25 protein-coding genes are annotated in these 21885 nt (G+C 67.5%); 16 read left to right on the forward strand and 9 right to left on the reverse strand.

The features are described 5' to 3' along the window. Window positions 1–33: 33 nt before the first annotated feature. Genes hemB through G7B69_RS07535 form a run of 5 tightly spaced genes read left to right on the forward strand, consistent with a single transcriptional unit; the run spans window position 34 to window position 2996 of the window. On the forward strand, window positions 34–1029 hold the full coding sequence (gene hemB, locus G7B69_RS07515; protein ID WP_166177759.1) for a porphobilinogen synthase: 996 nt from the start codon (window positions 34–36) through the stop codon (window positions 1027–1029). Continuing rightward, window positions 1022–1588: a GNAT family N-acetyltransferase gene (locus G7B69_RS07520; protein ID WP_166177761.1), complete on the forward strand. Its 567-nt coding sequence runs from the start codon at window positions 1022–1024 to the stop codon at window positions 1586–1588. Before hemB ends, G7B69_RS07520 begins: the two co-directional genes overlap by 8 nt. Beyond that, complete coding sequence (locus G7B69_RS07525; RefSeq protein ID WP_166177763.1) at window positions 1581–2159, forward strand: GNAT family N-acetyltransferase; 579 nt, start codon at window positions 1581–1583, stop codon at window positions 2157–2159. Before G7B69_RS07520 ends, G7B69_RS07525 begins: the two co-directional genes overlap by 8 nt. Beyond that, window positions 2156–2731 (forward strand): gamma carbonic anhydrase family protein, encoded by a 576-nt coding sequence (locus tag G7B69_RS07530; protein WP_166177765.1) that lies wholly within the window; start codon window positions 2156–2158, stop codon window positions 2729–2731. The genes G7B69_RS07525 and G7B69_RS07530 overlap by 4 nt, the downstream gene beginning before the upstream one ends. Continuing rightward, window positions 2712–2996 (forward strand): DUF167 domain-containing protein, encoded by a 285-nt coding sequence (locus G7B69_RS07535; protein WP_166177767.1) that lies wholly within the window; start codon window positions 2712–2714, stop codon window positions 2994–2996. Before G7B69_RS07530 ends, G7B69_RS07535 begins: the two co-directional genes overlap by 20 nt. Here G7B69_RS07535 and G7B69_RS07540 read toward each other — a convergent pair. From G7B69_RS07540 to G7B69_RS07555, 4 genes are read right to left on the reverse strand one after another with little or no spacing between them, the layout of a single operon-like run. Continuing rightward, on the reverse strand, window positions 2993–4588 hold the full coding sequence (locus G7B69_RS07540; RefSeq protein ID WP_166177769.1) for a cisplatin damage response ATP-dependent DNA ligase: 1596 nt from the start codon (window positions 4586–4588) through the stop codon (window positions 2993–2995). The two genes, G7B69_RS07535 and G7B69_RS07540, sit on opposite strands and share 4 nt — an antisense overlap. Then, on the reverse strand, window positions 4589–5593 hold the full coding sequence (locus G7B69_RS07545; protein ID WP_166178098.1) for a ligase-associated DNA damage response exonuclease: 1005 nt from the start codon (window positions 5591–5593) through the stop codon (window positions 4589–4591). 57 nt (window positions 5594–5650) lie between these two features. Beyond that, a complete protein-coding gene (locus G7B69_RS07550; protein ID WP_166177771.1) occupies window positions 5651–6070 on the reverse strand; it encodes a DUF2231 domain-containing protein in 420 nt (139 codons plus the stop codon). 10 nt (window positions 6071–6080) lie between these two features. Next, window positions 6081–6434: a hypothetical protein gene (locus G7B69_RS07555; protein ID WP_166177773.1), complete on the reverse strand. Its 354-nt coding sequence runs from the start codon at window positions 6432–6434 to the stop codon at window positions 6081–6083. A 117-nt stretch (window positions 6435–6551) separates the two neighbouring features. Between G7B69_RS07555 and G7B69_RS07560 the strand changes: the two genes are divergently transcribed. Further along, window positions 6552–7202, forward strand: coding sequence for a helix-turn-helix transcriptional regulator (locus G7B69_RS07560; RefSeq protein WP_166177775.1), 651 nt, complete (start codon window positions 6552–6554; stop codon window positions 7200–7202). Window positions 7203–7217: 15 nt separating this feature from the next. Here the strand turns inward: G7B69_RS07560 and G7B69_RS07565 are convergent, their stop codons facing one another. The 3 genes from G7B69_RS07565 to G7B69_RS07575 form a co-directional block, all read right to left on the reverse strand. Beyond that, window positions 7218–8966: a M1 family metallopeptidase gene (locus tag G7B69_RS07565; RefSeq protein ID WP_166177777.1), complete on the reverse strand. Its 1749-nt coding sequence runs from the start codon at window positions 8964–8966 to the stop codon at window positions 7218–7220. Window positions 8967–8985: 19 nt separating this feature from the next. Beyond that, entirely contained in the window at window positions 8986–11322 is a 2337-nt protein-coding gene (gene clpA, locus G7B69_RS07570; protein WP_166177779.1) for an ATP-dependent Clp protease ATP-binding subunit ClpA, read from the reverse strand. A 136-nt stretch (window positions 11323–11458) separates the two neighbouring features. Continuing rightward, window positions 11459–11665 carry a DUF1192 family protein gene (locus tag G7B69_RS07575; protein ID WP_166177781.1) on the reverse strand — a complete coding sequence of 69 codons (207 nt, stop codon included), beginning with the start codon at window positions 11663–11665 and terminating at the stop codon, window positions 11459–11461. A gap of 112 nt (window positions 11666–11777) precedes the next feature. On the opposite strand from G7B69_RS07575, the gene G7B69_RS07580 reads away from it, so the two are divergent. The 5 genes from G7B69_RS07580 (at window position 11778) to G7B69_RS07600 (ending at window position 16060) form a co-directional block, all read left to right on the forward strand. After that, window positions 11778–12764, forward strand: coding sequence for an NAD(P)H-quinone oxidoreductase (locus G7B69_RS07580; protein WP_166177783.1), 987 nt, complete (start codon window positions 11778–11780; stop codon window positions 12762–12764). Beyond that, window positions 12761–13648, forward strand: coding sequence for a DUF8021 domain-containing protein (locus G7B69_RS07585; protein ID WP_166177785.1), 888 nt, complete (start codon window positions 12761–12763; stop codon window positions 13646–13648). The genes G7B69_RS07580 and G7B69_RS07585 overlap by 4 nt, the downstream gene beginning before the upstream one ends. After that, entirely contained in the window at window positions 13649–14644 is a 996-nt protein-coding gene (locus tag G7B69_RS07590) for an LLM class flavin-dependent oxidoreductase (RefSeq protein WP_166177787.1), read from the forward strand. A gap of 4 nt (window positions 14645–14648) precedes the next feature. Continuing rightward, window positions 14649–15263 carry a glutathione S-transferase family protein gene (locus G7B69_RS07595; RefSeq protein WP_166177789.1) on the forward strand — a complete coding sequence of 205 codons (615 nt, stop codon included), beginning with the start codon at window positions 14649–14651 and terminating at the stop codon, window positions 15261–15263. A gap of 92 nt (window positions 15264–15355) precedes the next feature. Next, entirely contained in the window at window positions 15356–16060 is a 705-nt protein-coding gene (locus tag G7B69_RS07600; RefSeq protein ID WP_166177791.1) for a DUF1013 domain-containing protein, read from the forward strand. A gap of 78 nt (window positions 16061–16138) precedes the next feature. On the opposite strand, the gene G7B69_RS07605 is transcribed toward G7B69_RS07600, so the two are convergent. Continuing rightward, window positions 16139–16543: a bactofilin family protein gene (locus G7B69_RS07605; protein WP_243415068.1), complete on the reverse strand. Its 405-nt coding sequence runs from the start codon at window positions 16541–16543 to the stop codon at window positions 16139–16141. Beyond that, a complete protein-coding gene (locus tag G7B69_RS07610) occupies window positions 16536–17678 on the reverse strand; it encodes a M23 family metallopeptidase (RefSeq protein WP_243415069.1) in 1143 nt (380 codons plus the stop codon). The genes G7B69_RS07605 and G7B69_RS07610 overlap by 8 nt, the downstream gene beginning before the upstream one ends. Window positions 17679–17910: 232 nt before the next feature. Between G7B69_RS07610 and G7B69_RS07615 the strand changes: the two genes are divergently transcribed. From G7B69_RS07615 to G7B69_RS07635, 5 genes are all read left to right on the forward strand, one after another. Further along, window positions 17911–19185, forward strand: coding sequence for a glutamate-5-semialdehyde dehydrogenase (locus tag G7B69_RS07615; RefSeq protein WP_166177795.1), 1275 nt, complete (start codon window positions 17911–17913; stop codon window positions 19183–19185). A gap of 61 nt (window positions 19186–19246) precedes the next feature. Further along, window positions 19247–20293, forward strand: coding sequence for an aldo/keto reductase (locus tag G7B69_RS07620; protein ID WP_166177797.1), 1047 nt, complete (start codon window positions 19247–19249; stop codon window positions 20291–20293). Beyond that, the gene (locus tag G7B69_RS07625; RefSeq protein WP_243415070.1) at window positions 20290–20955 is read left to right on the forward strand and encodes a nicotinate-nucleotide adenylyltransferase; all 666 of its coding nucleotides are present in this window, start codon (window positions 20290–20292) and stop codon (window positions 20953–20955) included. The genes G7B69_RS07620 and G7B69_RS07625 overlap by 4 nt, the downstream gene beginning before the upstream one ends. Window positions 20956–21063: 108 nt before the next feature. Continuing rightward, a complete protein-coding gene (gene rsfS / locus G7B69_RS07630) occupies window positions 21064–21444 on the forward strand; it encodes a ribosome silencing factor (protein ID WP_243415071.1) in 381 nt (126 codons plus the stop codon). A gap of 18 nt (window positions 21445–21462) precedes the next feature. Further along, window positions 21463–21885, forward strand: coding sequence for a 23S rRNA (pseudouridine(1915)-N(3))-methyltransferase RlmH (locus G7B69_RS07635; protein WP_166177803.1), 423 nt, complete (start codon window positions 21463–21465; stop codon window positions 21883–21885).

Raw genomic sequence — 21885 nt, forward strand, 5'->3', positions numbered from 1 at the left:
AGCCGGGGGCGATTTGCGGCAGGAGCGCAGCCCATGACCGGCAGCTACCCCGCCACCCGCCTGCGCCGCCCGCGCGCCACGGCCTGGAGCCGCGCGCTCTACCGCGAAACCGTGCTCACGCCGGCGGACCTCATCTGGCCGCTGTTCGTCACTGAGGGGAAAGGCGTCGAGGAACCGGTCGGTTCGCTTCCTGGCGTCTCGCGCTGGTCGCTCGACGGTATCGCCGCGCGGGCAAAGGAGGCGGTTACGCTCGGCATCCCGTGCCTTGCGCTGTTCCCCAATACGCCGGTGAGCTTGCGCTCCGACCAAGGTGACGAGGCGCTCAACCCCGACAACCTGATGTGCCGCGCGGTCAAGGCCATCCGCGATGCCTGCGGGAACGACATCGGTATCCTCACCGACGTCGCGCTCGATCCCTACACTAGCCACGGACAGGACGGTCTGCTCGACCTGGAAGGCTACGTCGTCAACGACGACACCGTGGCGGTGCTGGTCGACCAGGCGCTCAACCAGGCCCAGGCGGGGGCCGACATCATCGCGCCGTCGGACATGATGGACGGCCGCGTGAAGGCTATCCGCATGGCGCTCGAGATGGCTGGGCACCCCAACGTCCAGATCATGAGCTACGCGGCCAAGTACGCCAGCGCCTTCTACGGCCCGTTCCGCGATGCGGTCGGCTCGGGCGGGTTGCTTAAGGGCGACAAGAAGAGCTACCAGATGGACCCGGCCAACGCCGAGGAAGCCCTGCGCGAAGTCGCGCTGGACCTCGCCGAGGGCGCCGACGGCGTCATGATCAAGCCGGGTCTCCCCTACCTCGACATCGTCCGCCGCGTGAAAGAACGATTCGAGGTGCCGGTGTTCGCCTACCAGGTAAGCGGCGAATACGCGATGCTCGAAGCCGCCGCCGCGGCCGGCGCAGGCGAACGCGACGCCTTGGTGCTCGAGACGCTGATGGCCTTCAAGCGCGCCGGCTGCGCGGGCGTGCTGACTTATCACGCGCCGCTCGCGGCCCGCTTGCTCGATGGCTGAGGTCATTCTCACCACACCGCGCCTGAACCTGCGCCTGTGGGAGGAGCGCGACCTCGACAATTGGCTCACCCATCTCAACACGCCCGAGGTCAAGGCTTATCTCGGCGGGATCGAGACGCCGGATAAAGTGGCCGAGAAGTTCGCCAAGCTGAACCGGGATTGGCACGAGGACGGATATAGTTTTCTCGCGGTCGAGATGCGCGAGGACGCGATGTTTCTCGGCACGTGCGGCATAGCTGCGATTGCCACCGAATGCGCACCCGACGGGCTCAAGGGCGGCATCCAGGTCGGCTGGCAGTTGCGCGCCGACCGCTGGGGGCATGGCTACGCGACCGAAGCTGCCGCGGCTGTCGTTGCGATGGCTTTCGACCGCTTCGACCGGCCAACCCTCTACGCGCAAACCTCGGAGCGTAACCGCGGCTCCTGGCGAGTGATGGAGCGCCTCGGCATGCAGAGGCGGTCAGAGCTCGATTACGACGATCCCGACTATCCGGACGAGGACAACCCGACCATGGTGTGGTCGATCACGCGAGAAGCCTGGCAGGACGCCCATGCCTGAGTTCCGGGTCGAGACCGAGCGTCTTATCCTGCGCGACTGGCGCGATGAGGATTGGAAGCCCTTCTTTCGCCACACCAATACCCCTGCGGTGATGCGCTGGCTTGGTGGTCTGCTTGACGAGGAAGCCCAAGCCAAGATTCGCGAGCGGCTTCCGCTCGTTGCCGAGGAGCACGGCCATTGCTTCTGGGTCGTCGAGCGCAAGCGCGACGGCGGCCATCTCACCGGCGAGCTGCTCGGCTTCTGCGGCCTCAAGCGCGCCAACATGGCCGGAGGACCGATGGGCGACTTCGAAGTGGGCTGGCGTTTTCGCCAGGAAGCTTGGGGCAAGGGTTACGCGAAGGAGGCCGCAATCGCCTCGATCGATGCCGGCTTCAACCAGTTCGAAGCGCCGCACATCATTGCGCTGACGATCGCGGAAAACACCGCGAGCTGGGGCCTGATGGAGCGCCTCGGCATGCACCGCCGGCCCGAACTCGATTTCCGCTGCCCCGATTTCTTGCCCGACCGCGACACGATCGTCTATTCGCTTGCCCGGGCCGAGTGGGAAGCTGCGAGGGCCAAAGCCGCATGACTGCCGCCGAACGCTTTCCATGGGCGACGATCCTGCCGTTCGAGGGCAAGGTGCCGCAAGTCGATGCGACTGCCTTCATCGCCCCCGGCGCGCGGATCATCGGCGACGTGACCATCGGGCCGCAGGCGAGCATTTGGTACAACTGCGTGCTGCGCGGCGACATCCACCGGATCGTCGTCGGCGCGCGCTCGAACGTGCAGGACGGCAGCGTCTTCCATGTCGAAGGACCGCGGCCCGAGACCGACGGCTGCCCGACGATCGTCGGCCAGGACTGCGTGATCGGCCATACGGCGGTGGTCCACGGCTGCACGCTGGAGGACCGTGCGTTCGTCGGCATGGGTGCGGTGGCGATGGACGATTGCCGGATCGGCGAGGGCGCGATGCTGGCGGCCGGGGCGCTACTCAGCCCGGGCAAGCAGATTCCGCCCCGCGAGATCTGGATCGGCCGCCCGGCCAAGTTCCTGCGAACCCAGGACGAGGCGCAAGTCGAGAAGATCCGCTTCCAGACCGAGCGCTATTGCCGGCTGGCGGAGCGGCACATGGCCATGCTGCGTGGCCAGGCCGAAGGCTGAGTTTCCCGCTGCTGAGGCGATCCGCGCGCTGGCCGACGATCAAGGACGGCTGGCGGTGCGTGCCACGCCCGGTGCGCGCGTCGAAGCCATCGAGATCAGCGAGGGCGTGCTGTCGGTGAAAGTCCGCGCCAAGGCCAAGGAGGGCGAGGCCACCGAGGCGGTGCTGGCGCTGCTCGCCCAGGCCCTCGGGGTCGCGACGTCACGACTGCGGTTGTTGCGCGGCGCAACCGGGCGCGACAAGCTGGTACAGTTGCCGCCTGGCTAGTCGCGAATCAGCGCGCGCAGCGCGTCGACCCGGTCGGCCTCCTCGGCCGGCTTGTCCCAGCGGATGCGGCTAATGCGCGGAAAGCGCATCGCCAGGCCCGACTTGTGGCGCTTGCTGGCGTGGACCGAATCGAAGGCGACCTCGAACACCAGGCTTCGGTCGGTCTCGCGCACCGGTCCGAAGCGGTTGACGGTGTGGTTGCGGACGTAGCGGTCGATCTGCTTCAGTTCCTCGTCGGTGAAGCCAAAATAGGCCTTGCCGACCGGCAGCAGCTCGGCGCCGGTGTCGGGATCGCCGTCCCAGCAACCGAAGGTGTAGTCGGAATAGAAGCTCGACCGCTTGCCGTTGCCGCGCTGAGCATACATCAGCACGCAGTCGACCAGCAGCGGGTCGCGTTTCCACTTGTACCACAGCCCGGTTCTTCGCCCTGCGACATAAGGACTGTCGCGGCGCTTGAGCATCAGTCCTTCGATCGCCTCGTCGCGGGCGCCGGAGCGGATTTCGGCGAGGTGCTCGAAGTGCCTGGCCTCGACCACCGCGGAGATATCGAAGCGTTCGGAGGGCAGGCGCGGCATCAGCGCCTCGAGACGGGCCCGGCGCGCGTGCCAGGGCAGCTCGCGCAAGTCCTCGCCTTCGATGATCAACACATCATACAGCCGCACGAACGCCGGATACTCGGAGAGCATCCTGGCGCTCACAGTCTTGCGCCCGAGCCGCTGCTGCAGCGCATTGAAGCTCGCCGCGCCGCCGGCCGCGCCCCCTTGGTGAGAGCCGCGCACCAGCAGTTCACCGTCGAGCACGGCTGGAAACGTCAGCGCTTCGGCCATTTCCGGGAAGGAGCCGGAAATGTCGTCGCCGGTGCGCGAATAGAGCCGCGTTTCGCCTCCCGCATGGACCAGCTGCACGCGGATCCCGTCCCACTTCCATTCTGCAACGTAGTCTTCCAAGTCGACGACCACATCGTCGAGCGGGTGTGCCAGCATGAACGGGCGGAAGAGCGGTACGTCGCCCGAATCGGGCGGGGGCGCGCCGTCGGCGGCCCAGGCAAACAGCGGCGCATAAGGTGGCTGGAGCCCGTGCCAGTATTCCTCGACATCCTCGACCGCGACTCCGAATGCCTGCGCGAAAGCGGTCTTGGCGAGGCGCGCCGAAACGCCGATGCGCATCCCGCCGGTGGAGAGCTTGATCAGTGCGTAGCGGCCCGTCGCATCGAGCCGGTCGAGCAGCTTCGGCAGCTCGGCCATGACCGAGACGCGGGTCATGCTGGCAAGCGCATCAACGGCTTCGGTCACGCTCGGCGGCGGCGTGACGTCAGCTTGCGGCTCGGGCCAAAGCAGGCTTGCCGTCTCGGCAGTATCGCCGACGAAATCGCGGCTCAGCACCCACAGCACCGGATCGACGCGCTCCATCATCAGGTTGCGGATCGTGCTCGCCTTGACGGCGGGGAAGCTGAGCCCGTCGGTCATCGCGGCGAGCGCCCAGCCGCGGTCGGGATCGGGAGTCGTGCGCAAGTACTCGGCGATGAGCCGCAGCTTCTCATTGCGGCTGCGGGTGTAGACCAGCGCGTCGACGAGGGCGGCGAATTCCTCCACCTAGTCGTCCTCGTCCTCGTAACCTACCAGCGCCAGGGCCCGCGCGCGGCGCTGGTGGAGCTGGCACCAGCGCAGCAGCGCCTCCTCGCGGCCGTGGGTGATCCAGGTCTCGGCCGGGTTCACTTCCTCGATGGTGCGGGTGAGCTCGCCCCAGTCGGCGTGGTCGGAAATTACCAGCGGCAGCTCGACGTTGCGCTGGCGGGCGCGCTGGCGAACACGCATCCAGCCGCTGGCCATCGCCGTGATCGGATCGGGCAGGCGCCGGCTCCAGCGGTCGTTGAGCGCGCCGGGCGGACAGACGACGATGGTGCTGCGCAGATCGTCCTTCGAATGATCGGCGACAAGGCGAAGCTCGCCCAGACCGACGCCGAAGTCCTCGTAGAGCCGGCACATCCGTTCCATCGCACCGTGGAGGTAGATCGGCGCGTGGTGTCCGGCGGCGCGCAATTCAGCGATCAGCCGCTGCGCCTTACCGAGCGCGTAGGCGCCGACGAGCACGCAGCGATCGGGGTGATCGCTCAGCGCCTTCGTCAGCTTGGCCACCTCCTGCGCGACCGGCGGATGGCAGAACACCGGCAGGCCGAAGGTCGCCTCGGTGATGAACACGTCGCAGGGCGTGACTTCGAAAGGCGGGCAGGTCGGATCGGCGCGGCGCTTGTAGTCGCCGGTGACGATGACGCGCTCGCCGGCATGCTCGAGAAGGATCTGTGCCGAACCGAGTACGTGGCCTGCGGGAATGAAGGTCGCGGCGACTCCGCCGGGCAGGCGGATAGTCTGGCCATATTCGACCGGCGCAGCGCCTTCGCGCGTCTGGTAGCGCAGCTCCATGATCGCCAGCGTCGCCGGGGTGGCGATCGTCTCGCCATGCCCGCCGCGCGCGTGATCGCCGTGGCCGTGGGTGACCAGCGCCCGCCCCACCGGCCGCGCGGGATCGATCCAGCAATCGGCCGGCGCGAGGTGGATGCCGTGGGGCTCGGCTCGGATCCAGGAAAAGTCGGCGGGCATGGCGCTAGAATGGCGCGCCATCGCGCACAGTTCCACTGCCGGTTGTGTTGCGCGCCTTTAGCGGTCGATGCGCCCGGCGCCGTAGCGGTAGACCAGCTCGCCGCCGAGCCAGCCGCCGAGCCCGAGGACGAGCGCACTCGCGACGCTCATCGCGAGGCTAGCCGTCGAGGGATCGGCGGCGGCGATGAGGCCATCGCGCCGCAGGTACAGCGCCACCGCGTAGCCGAGCCAGGAGAGCGCCATCGCGCCCATGTGGCGCAGCGCATGCGGTACGACGGCCTCGTCGAGCTTGGCGAAGTCGTAGAGCCCCGCCGCCATCGCCGGTAACGCGGCGATGAGCCCGGCCGCCATCAGCCAGGCGGCGAAATAGGGTTCCGTCCAGAGTCCGGCCCAATGCGCGAGGTCGACGATCGTCGCCGTCAGCAGCAGCCCGAGCGGGAAATGCACCAGCGCGGGATGGATCGGGTGGGGTTTCATCGCCCAGGCCTCAGAACAGACGGAACGCCCCGCCAGCGAGCAGCAGGAAGCCGATCACCGCCACGCCCGCGTGGATCAGCACGACTGGCTTGGGTCCCGGTCGCCCGCGCAAGTGGAACGAGGCGAGGAAGAACCCGCCGAGCGCCGCGATCACCAGCAGGAGCAGGGCCAGGCCGGCGTGTTGCGGCGCCGTCTCGCCGGCGCCGAAAACCACGATAGCGGTCAGCACCAGCCCTGTCGCGCCGAGCGCTGCGTGGAGTAGCGACAGCGCCCACGGCGCGAGCTTGCCGCGCAGCACCGAGCTGGCGAGCACCAGCCCGCCAATGGCTCCGATTGCGAAAATTATCACCGCCCACTGCAGCATCGTCTCTCTCCATCGTCGTGTTGGCCGAGCCGCACGGATGACCCGCCGTTCAATCTTTGTCAATATACAGGATTACAAAGTTGTAAAAGGGGTGAGGGACGTTAGGGAACGGGCATCGTGCAAACCCTCGAAACCTCTCCCGGCGGCACTCGCGAGCGTATCCTCACGTTGTTGCTGCACGCGCCGGCACCGTTGTCGATCCCGGCGCTGGCCGCGCAGCTCGGCATCTCGCGCAACGCCACCCACCAGCACATCGGCGGGCTCGAGCGCAACGGAATGGTCGAGCGCGCCGAACAGATCTCGACTCGCGGGCGCCCCTCGCAGGGATTCCGGCTGAGCGAGGCCGGCACGGCCTTCTTCCCGCGACAGTACGCGCTGCTGGCCCGCAACCTGATTGCCGAGCTTGCTCGCCACCTCGGACCAGAGGCGTTGCCACAGGCGATGGCGCGAATCGGCCGCGACATCGCCGGCCAGCTCCAGCCGCGCATTGCCGAGGGCGGCGCCGCGCTCCCGTCGATCGCCGCCTTACTGCGCGAGCTCGGCTACGAAGCGCACCTCGCCGACGCTGGCGGCGACGAGATCGAAGCGCACAACTGCGTGTTCCACGACCTGGCGATGCGTGACCCGGCTATCTGCGCGGTCGACCTCGCACTGCTCGGCTCGCTCTCGGGACGGCGCATCGAGCACCTCAGCTGCATGGCGCGGGGTGAGCGCTCGTGCCGGTTTGCATTCGGGGTGAAGGATGGAGGGAGCGATCCTTCGGCCTGACGAAGCGGGCTGCCGTCAGCCTTTCGCCTTCGCGGCTGCGGCGGCCTTCTTCTTGTTGTCCGCCTCCTGCTTCTGCCAGGCTTCTATCGCCGGGTCATAGCGAAGGATGCGGGCGTTGGGATCCAGCACGACGTGGACGGTGGGCGAGGGCAGGCGCACGCTGCCCTTGCCACCGCTCATAGGCAGCTTGACGAGCTTGCCGTCTATCTCGACCTCGACCGGCATCGCGAACGGTTGTTTGGCGTCAGTCTGCCACGCCAGCTTGAGCGTCGAGCCTTCGCGGCTCTCGATCAGCCGGGGCAGCGGGCCGACGCGGAAATAGGCGTCGAAGAACCAGTCCATCCGCCTGCCGGTCACCTGTTCGACGAGGCGCTGGTAATCGGCGGTGCTGGCCGTGCGCGGCGCGAAGTTGCCGGGCCTGGGATCGTCGCGCCCATAGACCAGCCGGCGGGTCGCGGCGAAGAACGCCTCGTTGCCGATCGTCTCGCGCAAGGTGTGCATGATCCACGCGCCCTTGTAGTAGATGTCGTTGCCCCAGCCGGCTTCAACGTCGTCGTAATAGGCACTCGAGACGAAGCCTTCGGGGGCGAGTGGGACGCGCGAGTTCACCTTCTTGCGCATGTCCCACAGGTAAGCCGCATAGGCGACGTCCCCGTTCTTCCACTTGAGATAGAGCGGCTGCATGTAGCTGCCGAGCCCTTCCTGCAGCCACATGTCGGCGTTGCCGGCGTTGGTCAGCTGGTTGGCGAACCATTCGTGGCTGAATTCGTGGTGCATCAGCCAGTCGTAGCCTTCGGGCGCGCGCTTGTAGCCGTTGCCGTAAGCGTTGATCGTCTGGTGCTCCATGCCGAGGTGCGGAGTCTCGGCGAACCCCGCCTTCTCATCGGCGAAGGGATACGGCCCGATCACGCTCTCGAAAAAGGCAAGGTAGTCGTTCACTTCGCCGACCAGCCTCTCGGCGCCGTCCTTGTGGCCGGGTAGATACCAGAAACGGATGGGCACGTTGTTGCCGAAGCGGCTCACATAGTCCGCCTGCGCCAGCTCGTAAGGGCCGATCTGCAGCGACACGCCGTAGCCGTTCGGCTGCCGCGCGCGCCAGTGGTAAGTGGTCACGCCCTGGCCGCGAATGGTCTCGACCAGCTTGCCGTTGGATGCGTCGATCAGCCCGTCGGGGACGGTAACGTAGAAGTCGAGCAGGCCGGTGCGCTTCGACGGGTGGTCGAGGCAAGGCCAGAACAGGTCGCAGCCTTCCGACTGCACCGCGCTGGCGATCCAGGGTTTGCCGCTCTCGGTCTTCGACCACACGAAGCCGCCGTCCCACGGCGCCTTGGGCGCGATGCGCGGCTTGCCGGCATAGGTGATGCCGACGCGCGCGGTGGTGCCTTTGGCCAGCGGCGCGGGCAACTCGATACTGACCAGCCCGTCCTTGCTCGACCACCGGTCGGCAGCCAGCGGCCGGCCATCGAGGGTGATCCGGCTCACCGGCAGCCGCGGATCGAGATCGAACTCGAGCTCGTCGAGCGGCGCCGCTGCACGGACTGAGTAGTCCGCCTGTCCGGCGATGCTCTCGCTAGCCGGGTCGACCCGCAACGCCAGCGTCAGGTGCGGCGTTTCCATCGCCTGCTGCACAGCGTCGAGCGGGGCGCCGCTCTCCGCGGTTCGCGGGGCGAGCGGAGCCTGCTCGAGCTTGTCGGCGGCGAGCGCGGCGTGCGTCAGGGCGAGCCCGAGCGTGCCCAGCGCCGCTCCCGGCGACAGTTTGGGCAATGCCCCTGCCTCAGCCTTCCTAGGCCGAAGCCTCGGGCTTCTTCTTCGCGGCGGCTTTCTTCGGCTTGCGCTTCGAGGCTTTCGGCGGGGCCGGGGTCAGCTCGAAAGCCAGCTCGCCGGCCTTGAGGCTGACGTGGACTTCCCCGCCCGAGGCGAGCTTGCCGAACAGCAGCTCTTCGGCGAGCGGCTGCTTGACCTTCTCCTGGATCAGCCGCGACATCGGCCGGGCGCCCATCAGCTTGTCGTAACCGCGCTCGGCGAGCCAGTCGCGCGCATCCGAATCGAACTGGATGTGGACGTTCTGATCGGCCAGCTGCAGCTCGAGCTGGAGGATGAACTTGTCGACCACCCGGCTGACGGTTTCCCTGCCGAGGTAATCGAACGGCACGATCGCATCGAGGCGGTTGCGGAACTCGGGGGTGAACATCTTCTTCACCGCCTCCTCGTTCGCTTCCTCCTTGCTGCCTGCGCCGAAGCCGATGCTCTGGCGCTGCGCATCCGCCGCGCCGGCGTTGGTCGTCATGATCAGCACGACGTTGCGGAAATCGACTGTCTTGCCGTGGTGGTCGGTCAGCCGGCCGTGGTCCATCACCTGCAGCAGGATGTTGAACAGGTCGGGGTGCGCCTTTTCGATCTCGTCGAGCAGCAGTACGCAATGCGGGTGCTGGTCGATCGCGTCGGTCAGCAGGCCGCCCTGGTCGTAGCCGACGTAGCCCGGAGGCGCGCCGATCAGGCGGCTCACGCTGTGGCGCTCCATGTATTCGGACATGTCGAAGCGCTGCAGCTCGATGCCCATGATGCTGGCGAGCTGGCGGGCGACCTCGGTCTTGCCGACGCCGGTGGGGCCGGTGAACAGGAAGCTGCCGATCGGCTTTTCCGGCTCGCGCAGGCCCGCGCGGCTGAGCTTCATCGCCGTCGCCAGCCTCTCGATCGCCGCGTCCTGGCCGAACACGACGCGCTTGAGGTCCTTGCCGAGGCTCTCAAGCGCCTTCTTGTCGTCGCTCGACACGCTCTTGGGCGGAATGCGCGCCATCGTCGCGATCACCGCCTCGATTTCCTTGGCGGTGATTTTCTTCTTCCGCTTGCTCGGCGGCACGAGCATCTGCATCGCGCCGACCTCGTCGATCACGTCGATCGCCTTGTCGGGCAGCTTGCGGTCGTTGATGTAGCGGCTCGACAGTTCGACCGCGGTCTTGATCGCGTCGGGCGTGTAGCTGACCTTGTGGTGTTCCTCGAACGCGCTTCTGAGCCCCTTGAGGATCTTGATCGTGTCCTCGACCGTCGGCTCGTTGACGTCGATCTTCTGGAAGCGGCGCAGCAGCGCGCGATCCTTCTCGAAGTGGTTGCGGAATTCCTTGTAGGTGGTCGAGCCGATGCAGCGGATCGCCCCGCTGGAGAGCGCAGGCTTGAGCAGGTTCGAGGCATCCATCGCCCCGCCGCTGGTCGCGCCGGCACCGATCACGGTGTGAATCTCGTCGATGAACAGCACTGCTTCGGGCATCTTCTCGAGCTCGGAGACGACCTGCTTCAAGCGCTCCTCGAAGTCGCCGCGATAACGCGTGCCGGCGAGCAGCGCGCCCATGTCGAGCGAGTAGATCACCGCGTCCTGCAGCACTTCGGGCACGTCGCCCTCGACGATCTTTCGAGCGAGGCCTTCGGCGATGGCGGTCTTGCCGACGCCCGGATCGCCCACATAGAGCGGGTTGTTCTTCGACCGGCGGCAGAGGATCTGGATCGTCCGGTCGACCTCCGGCCCGCGGCCGATCAGCGGATCGACCTTCCCGTCGAGGGCCTTCTGGTTGAGGTTGACGGTGAACTGGTCGAGCGCGGAATCCTTCTTGCCCTTCTCCGGCTTCTCGTCGCTTTTTTCGCCCGGCGCCTCGCTGCCTTGCGGCGCGCGGGTGTCGAGCTGCTTGCCGCCCTTGCCGATCCCGTGGCTGATGAAGCTGACCGCGTCGAGCCGGCTCATGTCCTGCTGCTGGAGGAAGTAGACGGCGTAGCTGTCGCGCTCGGAAAACAGCGCGACGAGCACGTTGGCGCCCGTCACGGTGTCCTTGCCCGACGACTGCACGTGCAGGATCGCGCGCTGGATCACCCGCTGGAACCCGGCGGTCGGCTGCGGGTCGGTGTCGTCTTCGGTCTTGAGCGACTGGTATTCCTGGTCGAGGTACTGGCGCACCACGCCGGCCAGCTCGTCGATATCGACGCCGCAGGCGGTCATCACTTCGGCGGCGTCCGGGTCGTCGACCAGAGCAAGCAGCAAGTGCTCGAGAGTGGCGTATTCGTGACTGCGGTCGGTCGCGTTCTGCAACGCGCCGTGCAGGGTTTTCTCGAGGCTCTGGGCGAAACTAGGCATGATCAGGTGTCCGTGAGGTAGTGATACGATCCAATGGTTGAGACTTTCGCAAAGCGGCTATTAACCGCCTGAAAACGTCTCGGTCCGGCAACAGAAATATGGGGCGCCCCGGAGCGAATGCGAGGGGCGGAATCCATCAATCGGTCTCTCGCGGCCGGAAAAGCTCGTCGGCCGCCTGGCGATGATGGGCCGCTTTGGCGTGGTGCGCCTTGACCCGGGCGATCTCGGTTTCGAGCGTGGCGATGCGCTCCAGCAGCTCATCCTGCGAATACGTGTCGAGAGATTCCTTCGCCAGCAGGCTGGCGGCATCGCCGCGCGGGCGCGGGAGTTCCTCTGCGTCCATTGCGCTGCAGCATCGCAACGCGCGCCGGTTGCTGTCAATACACCGCGCGGTTAGGACTGTGGACGTGGCGCGGATGCAACAGGGGGCTTAAGCGGTGGAATTGCCTGAGCGAATGACCGCTGTCGGGATGGCGCAGCCGGGCGGGCCCGAGGTGCTGCGGCCCGAAGACACGGCGGTGCCGCGCCCGGGCGCCGGGCAGGTGCTCGTCAAGGTCGCCGCCGCCGGGGTCAACCGGCCGGACGTGATCCAGCGTCTCGGCCGCTACCCGCCGCCACCGGGCGCGTCGCCGATTCCGGGACTGGAGATCGCCGGCGAAGTGGTCGCGCTCGGCGAAGGCGCGCCGGCGGAGATGCTCGGGCGCAAGGTCTGCGCGCTTGTTACCGGCGGCGGCTATGCCGAATATTGCGTCGCGGTCGCCAGCCATTGCCTGCCGGTGCCCGACGGGCTCTCGCTCGCCGAAGCGGCTGCGCTGCCCGAGACGCTGTTCACCGTGTGGCACAACGTGTTCGAGCGCGGCTTCGCCCGCGACGGCGAAACCCTGCTGGTCCACGGCGGCACCAGCGGAATCGGCACCATGGCAATCAAGCTCGCCAAACTGTTCGACCTGAGGGTGATCGTCACATGCGGCAGCGACGGGAAGTGCGCGGCCGCCCGCGAGCTCGGCGCCGATCACGCGATCAATTACCGCACGCAGGATTTCGTCGAGGAAGTGAACAAGCTCACCGGCGGCAACGGTGCCGAGCTCGCGCTCGACATGGTTGCCGGCGACTATACCCAGCGGAATCTCGATTGCCTCGGCGTCAACGGCCGGCTGGTGACCATCGCCGTCCTCGGCGGTGCGCAGGCAACGATCAATATGGCCGGGTTGATGGTCAAGCGGCAGACGATCACCGGCTCGACGCTGCGCGCGCGCTCGGATGCGTTCAAGGCCGCGCTGGCCGAGGAGATCGAGCGGACCGTGTGGCCGTTCGTCGCCGCAGGCCGTCTGCGCCCGGCAATGGACAAGGCGTTCCCTTTGCGCGAAGCCGCTGCGGCGCACGCGCGGATGGAAGCGGGCGAGCATGTCGGCAAAATCGTGCTGACGATGGAGGACCGATGAATTCGAACCGCTTTCCTGAGGCCGATCGCGCGGCGCTCTACGCGCACGCCGAGGCCTATCTCGACGCCTTGGCGGCGCGCGATCCTTCGCGGTTGCCATGGGCCGAACGCGTCGTTTTCACCGAAAACAACGTCCAGCTGGCGATCGGCGACGGCACCTGGAACACTGCCAGCGGCCGGCGCGACTACGACCTCAAGATGGCCGATCCCGCCACCGGGCAGGTCGCCTGGTTCGGGGTCATCGAGGAGCATGGGCTACCGGCGATCATGGCGCTGCGGCTGCGCATCGAGCGCGGCCGGATCGCCGAGGTCGAGGCGATCGTCACCCGCAAGGTCGAGAACAGTCCCTTCCCGAGCATCGACACCTACATCGAGCCCCGTCCGCTGATGCTCGCCGACGTGGCGCCGGCCCAGCGCACCCCGCGCGAGCGGATGATCGCGCTTGCCGACGGCTATTTCGACACTCTGCAGCTCAACGACGGCAAGCTGTTCACCCACTTCACCGACGACTGCGAGCGCATCGAGAACGGGATGCAGACGACGCACAGCGACAGCTTTCCCAACTACCCTGTGGCCGCGCTCGGCACCCGCGAACAGTTCGAAAAAGGGCAGTACAGGTACGACGACCGCCTGCGCGCCCGCCGCTTCCCGCTGGTCGACGAGGAGAAGGGCCTGGTGCTGGCCGGCGGGTTCATCGATCACTGCGGCAAGCTGGTCGACTTCGCGTGGACCGACGGCACCCCGGTCAGGAGCTTCTACCATTTCCCGCACTCGTACTGCCTGCTCGAGGCGTTCAAGATCGTCGACGGTTCCATCGCCGGGATCGAGGCGGTGTTCATTGACGTGCCTTATCACATGCCTTCGCCATGGGGCGGAGAACGGTAGATGAAGTTCGGCGTTTTCGACCATATCGACGCCAACGGAATGGCCATTGGCGAGCAGTACGAGCAGCGCCTGAGGCTGGTCGAACTCTATGAAAAGCGTGGCTTTTACTGCTATCACCTGACCGAGCATCACGCGACCGACCTGGGCATGGCTTCGTCCCCCTCGGTGTTCCTCGCCGCCGCCTCGCAGCACACCCGCACGATCAAGCTCGGCACGCTGGTTTACCTCCTGCCGCTGCACCACCCGGTGCGGCTGCTTGAGGAAATCGGCATGCTCGATCAGTTGACGGGCGGGCGCTTCCAGCTCGGCGTCGGCCGAGGGGGACAGCCGGCCGAACACTCGCGCTTCGGGCTCGCCGAGGAGGATCTCGGGCCGATGTTCGAGGAGGCGCTCGGGATAATCCTCGAGGGGCTCGCGGGTGACCTAAAGGCGCACAAGGGCACCTACTACAACCTCCCCGACGTTCCGCTGCGCATCCGCACCGTTCAGCGGCCGCACCCGCCGCTGTGGTACGGCACCGCCTCGAGCCACCGTAACCAGTGGGCCGCCGAGCACGACGTCAATTTGCTCTGCCTGGTGCCCAACGCCCGCTCGCGCGAGGTGTTCGACGATTATCGAGAGAAGCTGGCCCGGCTCGGCAAGGCGGAGCCGTGCATCGGCCTTGCCCGCCAGCTGATCGTCGCCGAAACCGATGCCGACGCCGAGCGGATCGCCGAGCGCGCGTGGCAGCCGTTCGTCCGTTCCTTCAACTGGCTGGTCGAACACCTCGGGCGCCCGGCGTTTCCGATCGCTCAGACCTTTGCCGGCGCGGTCGAGCAAGGGCTTGCCTTCGCCGGCTCGCCCGCCTCGGTGCGCGATTTCGTCGGGAGGGCGCGTGACGAGGCGGGGGCCAACTACCTTGCGCTCGAAGTGGCGTTCGGCGACATTTCCGAACATGAGGCGGCGCAGACCGCCGAGCTATTCGCGCGCGAGGTAATGCCCGCATTCGAGGAGTGATCCAATGGAAGCCCTGATCCTTCACGAGGACCGCCGCAGCGGCAATTGCTACAAGATCCGGCTGACCGCGGCGCTGCTCGGCCTGCCGCTCGAGCGCCGCGAGTACGACATCATGAAGGGCGAGACGCGCACTCCCGAGTTTCTCGCCAACGTCAACGGTAATGGCCGCATCCCGGTGCTGCAGGTGTACAACCGCTTTCTGCCGGAAAGCAACGCGGCGTGCTTCTATCTCGCCGAGGGCAGCAACCTAGTTCCGGCCGACCGCTTCGAGCGCGCCGACATGCTTAGGTGGATGTTCTTCGAGCAGTACAACCACGAGCCCAACATCGCCACGCTGCGCTTCTGGCTCGCCTATGTCGGCGAGACCAACCTGACCGACCAGCAGCGCGCGCAGGTCCCGGCCAAGAGGATCGCCGGCGAGGATGCCCTGGCTCTGATGGAGCAGGAATTGACGAAACGCGACTGGTTCGTCGGCGAGTCCTGCACGCTGGCCGACATCTCGCTTTACGCTTACACCCACGTCGCCGAAGCCGGGGGCTTCCGGCTGGAGGATTACCGCAACGTCTGCGCCTGGATCCGCAGGATCGCGGCGCTGCCGGGCTACGTGGCGATGGATTGAATCGCTTGCCGTAACTTGCCGCAAAGCCTACATGAACCGCAAGCGGCCGTCCCGAGAGGGGCGGCCCTTCTATTTTCACCGGAGAGAACACAGTGGCCCAGCCCGCCCCCCTGATGCCGCACGCGACCGCTTCCTGGCTGGTCGACAACACCTCGCTGAGCTTCGAGCAGATCGCCGAATTCTGCGGGCTGCACATCCTCGAAGTGCAGGCGATGGCCGACGACCTCGCCAGCTCGAAGTACACCGGGCGCGATCCCGTGCACTCGGGCGAGCTGACCCACGCCGAAATCGAGCGCGGCCAGGCCGATGTGAATTACAGCCTCAAGATGCAGCGCGCCCCGGTCGACGTCAGCCGCACCAAGGGACCGCGCTACACGCCGGTTTCCAAGCGGCAGGACAAGCCCGACGGCATCGCCTGGATCATCCGCAACCACCCGGAAATTTCCGACGCGCAGATCGGCAAGCTGATCGGCACCACGCGCAACACCATCAATGCGATCCGCGAGCGGACGCACTGGAACATCCAGAACATCCAGCCGAAGGACCCGGTCACGCTCGGCCTGTGCTCGCAGCGCGAGCTTGACGCGGCGGTTGCCCGCGCGGCGAAGAAGGCCGGCACCGATGTCGGTGAAACGGCGGTCGAGGAAAGCCGCGACGATCGCGCCAGGCTGATCGAGGAACTGCGCGCCGAACGCGATACCGCGGTCAAGGCCGCTGTCGAAGCCGCCCAGGAGGCCGAGGCCGAGGCGTGGCTCGAAGCCAAGCGCGCGGCGGAGGCTGACGAAGCGAACGCCTGATCTGCGGACCGAAGACAAAAGAAGGGGCCGCTTCCAACCGGGAGCGGCCCCTTTCTTGTTCGGCTTGGGCTGCGGCGGTCAGCCGGCCAGGGACAGCCGCTGTTCCTCGTCCTGGCCGAGCTCGAGAACCTGGCCGGATACCACGGGCGCCGCCGCCTTGGCCGCGTCGCCGGCGAAGCGGCCTTCGACCTGGGCGCCCTGCTCGATCGTCAGCGTGTCGTAATGCACGTCACCTTCGATCCGCGCGCTGCGCAGGATCACCAGCTCGCGCACCGTGATCGTGCCCTTGACGCGGCCCGACAGGCGCGCGGTCTCGGCTTCGATCGCGCCTTCGACGAGGCTCGATTCGCCCTGCACCAGCGAGGCGCAGGAGATATCGCCCTGGACGGTTCCGTCGACATGCAGGTCGGCACTGGCCGACACGTTGCCCTTGATGACGACGTCGGCGCCGATCACCGAGAAGGTTCCGGCGCTGCTAGCCACGGACCGCGGTCCCACGGCTGGCGATCGTTCCGCGGGCTTCTTCGAGAACATCGGGAGCCTTCTCCAGGAAGGGGCGCGGATTGACCACGCGATTGTTGATGCGCACCTCGAAGTGGAGGTGCGGGCCGGTCGAGCGGCCGGTGCTGCCGATCGCCCCGATCACGGTTCCCGCGGCAACTTGCTGTCCGACTTTGGCCATGGTCTTCGACATGTGCGCGTAACGCGTAAGCAAACCGTTACCGTGACTGATCTCGACCACGTTGCCGTAGCCCCTGATCTGTCCGACGAAGCTGACCTGGCCATCGGCGGTGGCGTGGATCGGCGCGCCGTAGGCGCCCTTGAAGTCAAGTCCGGGGTGGAACGCGCCGCCGCCGGTGAAGGGATCGCTGCGATAACCGAAGGTCGAGGTGATCAGCCCGCCGTCGGCCGGCATGACCTGTGGAATGCCTTCGAGCCCCTGCTCATACGCGTCCATCCGGGCGAGGCTGAGGCCGAGCCGCTCGAAGCGCGGGTCGGTCGAGCCGTCGCGACTGGTCGAGAGCTTCTCGAGCGGGCCGCCCTGCGCTTCGCGCATCGAGGCGAGCACTGCCCGCGGATCAAGGCCGAGCTTGCGCAGCGCCAGTTCGCTGCGCTTGGCGCGGCGATCGGCATAGCGGGTGAGATTCTCGACGAAAGCGAGCTGGCGCGCCTCGAGCCGGGCGAGGCCCGCCGCTTCGGGGATCGATTCGCTGACCTTGTCGACGGTCTTGGCCGCTTCGCCACGGCTGTCGGAGACATGCTCGTCGGGACGCACGTCGTCAGGCAGCATCGGCAACACGTCTTCGATGAAGTCCTGCCGCCGCTTGAGGTCGTCGGCCACTTTGCCGAGATCGCCGCGATAGGCGGCGACGCGATTTTCCGCCTTGGCGACTTGCGCCTCGCGATCGAGCAGGTCGGCGCGGTGATATTGCATGAAACCCATCACTGCCATCGACCCGCCCCAGGCGAGCAGAATCGCCAGCGCTCCGCCGGCGGCGGCCATCTGCATCTTCGACGTGACGGTGACGAAGCGCACCTGTCCGCGTGAACGCATGAAGAATTCGCGGTCTGGGAACCAGCCTTGCAGGCGCTCCCGTACCGCGGCGACGGTAATCATTATTTCGGTGACCCCCGAGTCCCGTTCCGATCGCCAACGGCGGTAGCGCGACAATTGTTAATGACAAATCGGACGAGCCCGACTCGCCGCCGAGTCGAGCGGGAATCGGGGTGAAGCGTTAAGATGTTGCGGGGAATCGCAATTTCGCCGGGAACCTGACCCGAATCGGCCAAAACCGAGTCCACGTTGAGTCCGGCCTGACAGACGCGTTCGGCAATGCTAAGGGGCGCCGATGTCGACCGCCCCGGACCCTCAATTCGACGCAGAAGCGCTCGTCGGCGTTCTCGCCCGCGCGGGCCGCAAGGCGCAGCGCGTGCTGGCCCGGATGGACGAGGGGGCGAAGGCCGCCGCGCTGCGGGCCGCCGCCGCGGCGCTGCGCCGCCATGGCGAAAAGATTCTCGCCGCCAACGCCCAGGACGTCACTGCCGGCGAAGCGCGCGGGTTGACCGGCGCGTTGCTCGACCGGTTGCGGCTCGATCCCGGCAGGCTCGAAGCCATGGCCGCCGCCGTCGAAGCGGTCGCCGCGCTGCCCGACCCGGTCGGCGAAGTGATTTCGCACAGCACCGTGCCGAGCGGGCTCGATCTCACGCGCGTGCGCATCCCGATCGGGCTGATCGGCATCGTCTACGAAAGCCGCCCCAACGTCACCGCCGATGCCGCGGCGCTGTGCGTGCGCGCCGGCAACGCGGTGCTGCTGCGCGGGGGCAGCGAGGCGGTCAACTCGAACCGCGCGATCCATGCCGCGCTCGCCGAGGGGCTCGCCGAGGCGGGCGTCCCGGCCGAGGTGGTGCAACTGATGCCGACGCAGGACCGCGAGGCGGTCGGGGCGATGCTCCGCGCCGCGGGGCTGATCGACATGATCGTGCCGCGCGGCGGCAAGGGGCTCGTCGAGCGGGTGCAGAACGATGCCCGCGTGCCGGTGCTCGCGCACCTCGACGGCATTTGCCACACCTACATCCACGCCGCGGCCGACCCGGCGATGGCCGAGAAGGTCGCGCTCAATGCCAAGATGCGCCGCACCGGCATCTGCGGGGCGATGGAGACGCTGCTGCTCGACACCGCCTTTCCGGCGGCTCACGCGGTGGTCGATGCCTTGCTCGAGTCCGGGTGCGAGCTGCGCGGCGATGCGCGCGCGCAGGCGATCGATCCGCGGATCAAGCCGGCGAGCGCCAACGACTGGGACTGCGAGTATCTCGACGCCATCCTTTCGGTCGCGGTGGTCGACGGCCTGGATGCCGCACTCGACCATATCGCCCGCCATTCCTCGGGCCATACCGACGCGATCGTCACCGCCGACCAGGCCGCCGCCGAGCGCTTTCTTGCCGAAGTCGACAGCGCGATCGTGATGGTCAACGCCAGCACGCAGTTCGCCGATGGCGGCGAGTTCGGCCTCGGCGCCGAGATCGGCATCGCCACCGGCCGCCTGCACGCGCGCGGCCCGGTCGCACTCGAAGGCCTGACGACCTACAAGTGGGTCGTGCGCGGCACCGGCCAGACGCGGCCCTGAACGAGCGCGCTTGAACGACTCCGCTACTCGCCCCTAAGAGCGGGCGAAGAAGGAGACCTCCATGCGCTACAATCGCCTCGGCAGTTCCGGCCTGATCGTCTCCGAGCTGTGCCTTGGGGCGATGACCTTCGGCACGCGGGCGAGCCGCTTCGGGCTGGTCCACGGCCTCGACCAGGACGCGGCGACCGCGCTGGTCAGGCAGGCCTTCGACGCCGGCGTGAACTTCATCGACACCGCCAATGTATACACCGAGGGGCAGTCGGAGGAATTCGTCGGCGGCGCGCTCAAGGCGCTCGGCCTGCCGCGCAGCCAGGCGATCGTCGCCACCAAGGCGACCGGCGGGATGGGCCCCGGCAAGATGGAATCCGGGTTCTCGAAGAAGCACCTGCTCGACCAGATCGACGCCAGCCTCGCGCGCCTCTCGCTCGACTACGTCGACCTCTACCAAATCCACGCCTGGGATCCGCACACGCCGATGGAGGAAGCGCTTCGCGCTCTGGAGGACATCGTCCGCTCCGGCCGGGCGCGTTACGTCGGGGTGTCCAATTGGGCCGCCTGGCAGATCATGAAGGCGCTCGGCATCCAGGAACGGCGCGGGTGGGACAAGTTCGTCAGCCTGCAAGCCTATTACACCGTCGCCGGGCGCGACCTCGAGCGCGAGCTCGCGCCGCTGCTCAGGAGCGAAGGCGTCGGACTGATGGTCTGGAGCCCGCTCGCCGGTGGGCTGCTCTCGGGCAAGTACACGCTCAATGCCGAGGGCGAGATCGAAGGCGAGGGCCGCCGCGCGGCGTTCGATTTCCCGGTGGTCGACAAGCCCCGCGCAATGGCGCTGGTCGAGGCGATGCGCCCGCTGGCCGAGGCCAAGGGCGTGTCGGTTGCGGGGATTGCGCTCGCCTGGCTACTCCACCAGGAGGTCGTCTCGACTGTGATCGTCGGCGCCAAGCGCGCCGAGCAGCTGAGCGAGAACCTCGCCGCCACCGAGATTGAGCTCACCGCCGACGAGCTCGCCGGTCTTGCCGATCTGAGCGCATTGCCGCGCGAATACCCCGGATGGATGTTCGACATGCAGGGCGGGTACTATGCCGACAAGGTTTCGCCGAGGCGGTGAACCGCTCCGGCCCGCTTACCGGGCTGCTCGGGGGCAGCTTCAATCCGGCGCACGGGGCGCACCGCCGAATCTCGCTCGCGGCGCTCGAGGCACTCGGGCTGGACGAGGTCTGGTGGCTGGTCTCGCCGGGCAATCCCCTCAAGCCGCAGGCCGGGATGGCGCCGCTCGCCGCGCGCGTGCGCTCGGCCCGCGCCCAGGCCCACCGCGCCCCGATCCGGGTGAGCGCGATCGAGCGCCAGCTGGGCACCCGCTACACCATCGATACGTTGCGGGCGCTCAAGCGGCGGTACCCGAAACGGCGGTTCGTCTGGCTGATGGGAGCGGACAATCTCGCCCAGCTGCACTTGTGGCGGGATTGGCGGGGATTGGCCCGGGAGATGCCGATTGCGGTGATCGCCCGTCCCGGCTATGATGGCAAGGCCCTCGCGAGCCCCGCGATGGCCTGGCTGCGGCGCTACCGGTTGCCCGCGACCTGCTTGAAAAACCGGCTGGAATGGAGCGCCCCGGCGCTGATCGAATTGCGTTTTGACCCCGATCCGCGCTCGGCGACTGCGATGCGCCAGGCGGATCCGGACTGGGCCCGGCGACTGGCCGGCCCCCCGCCCCGCGACGCGGTGACGCACTCGCTCATTTCCGATTTCGCAGGCAGCCACGCTGGATGACGCCAGCCGCACCTGCGTCGGCCATTCCTTGCTTCAGGAGCACACACTGCTGCGATGACTCCAGCGCAGACTGCGCCGGCTGCTGCCGGCATCTCGAAACCCGCCCGCATGGGTGAGATCTCCTCTTCTCCAACCGCCGTGCCCGGCTCGCTCCACGCGCTCGTTCTCGAAAGCCTCGACGACGACCAGGCGCTCGACGTCGTGTCGATCCCGCTGGAGGGCAAGTCGAGCATCGCCGACTTCATGGTGATCGCCTCGGGCCGCTCGACGCGGCAAGTCGCCGCGATCGCCACGCACCTGGCCGAGCGGCTCAAGGCCCGCGGTCACGGAAGCCCGCGGATCGAGGGCTTGCCGGCGGCCGACTGGGTGCTGATCGACGCCGGCGATGTCGTCGTCCACCTGTTCCGCCCCGAGGTTCGCAGCTTCTACAATCTCGAGCGGATGTGGGGCTTCGGCGACGAACCGGCCGCGGCCGCCGGCAGCGCCTGAGCGTTCGCGACCGGGGCGATGCTGCTGCACGTCGTCGCCCGCGGCAAGATCGGCCGTTCGCCTGAGGCCGAGCTGGTCGAGCGTTACGCCAGGCGGATCGCCTGGCCGCTCAAGCTGACCGAGCTCCCCGAAACGGGCGGTCGCCTCCCTGCAGCGCGAACGCCCATGCGCACGGTGCTGCTCGACGAGAAGGGCCGGCAGCTTTCGTCGGAAGATCTCGCCAGGCAGCTTGAAACCTGGCGCGACGGCGGCATTCGCGAGGCGCGGTTTGTGATCGGCGCGGCCGATGGGCACGAAAATGCAGAGCGCGCCGAAGCCGACGTCCTGCTTGCGTTCGGCGCCGCGACCTGGCCGCACCTCCTCGCCCGGGCGATGCTGCTCGAGCAGTTGTTCCGCGCGACCAGCATCCTTGCGGGGCATCCCTATCATCGGGCAGGGTAG

Source organism: Croceibacterium segetis (genome assembly GCF_011320115.1).
Classification (GTDB): Bacteria; Pseudomonadota; Alphaproteobacteria; order Sphingomonadales; family Sphingomonadaceae; genus Croceibacterium_B; species Croceibacterium_B segetis.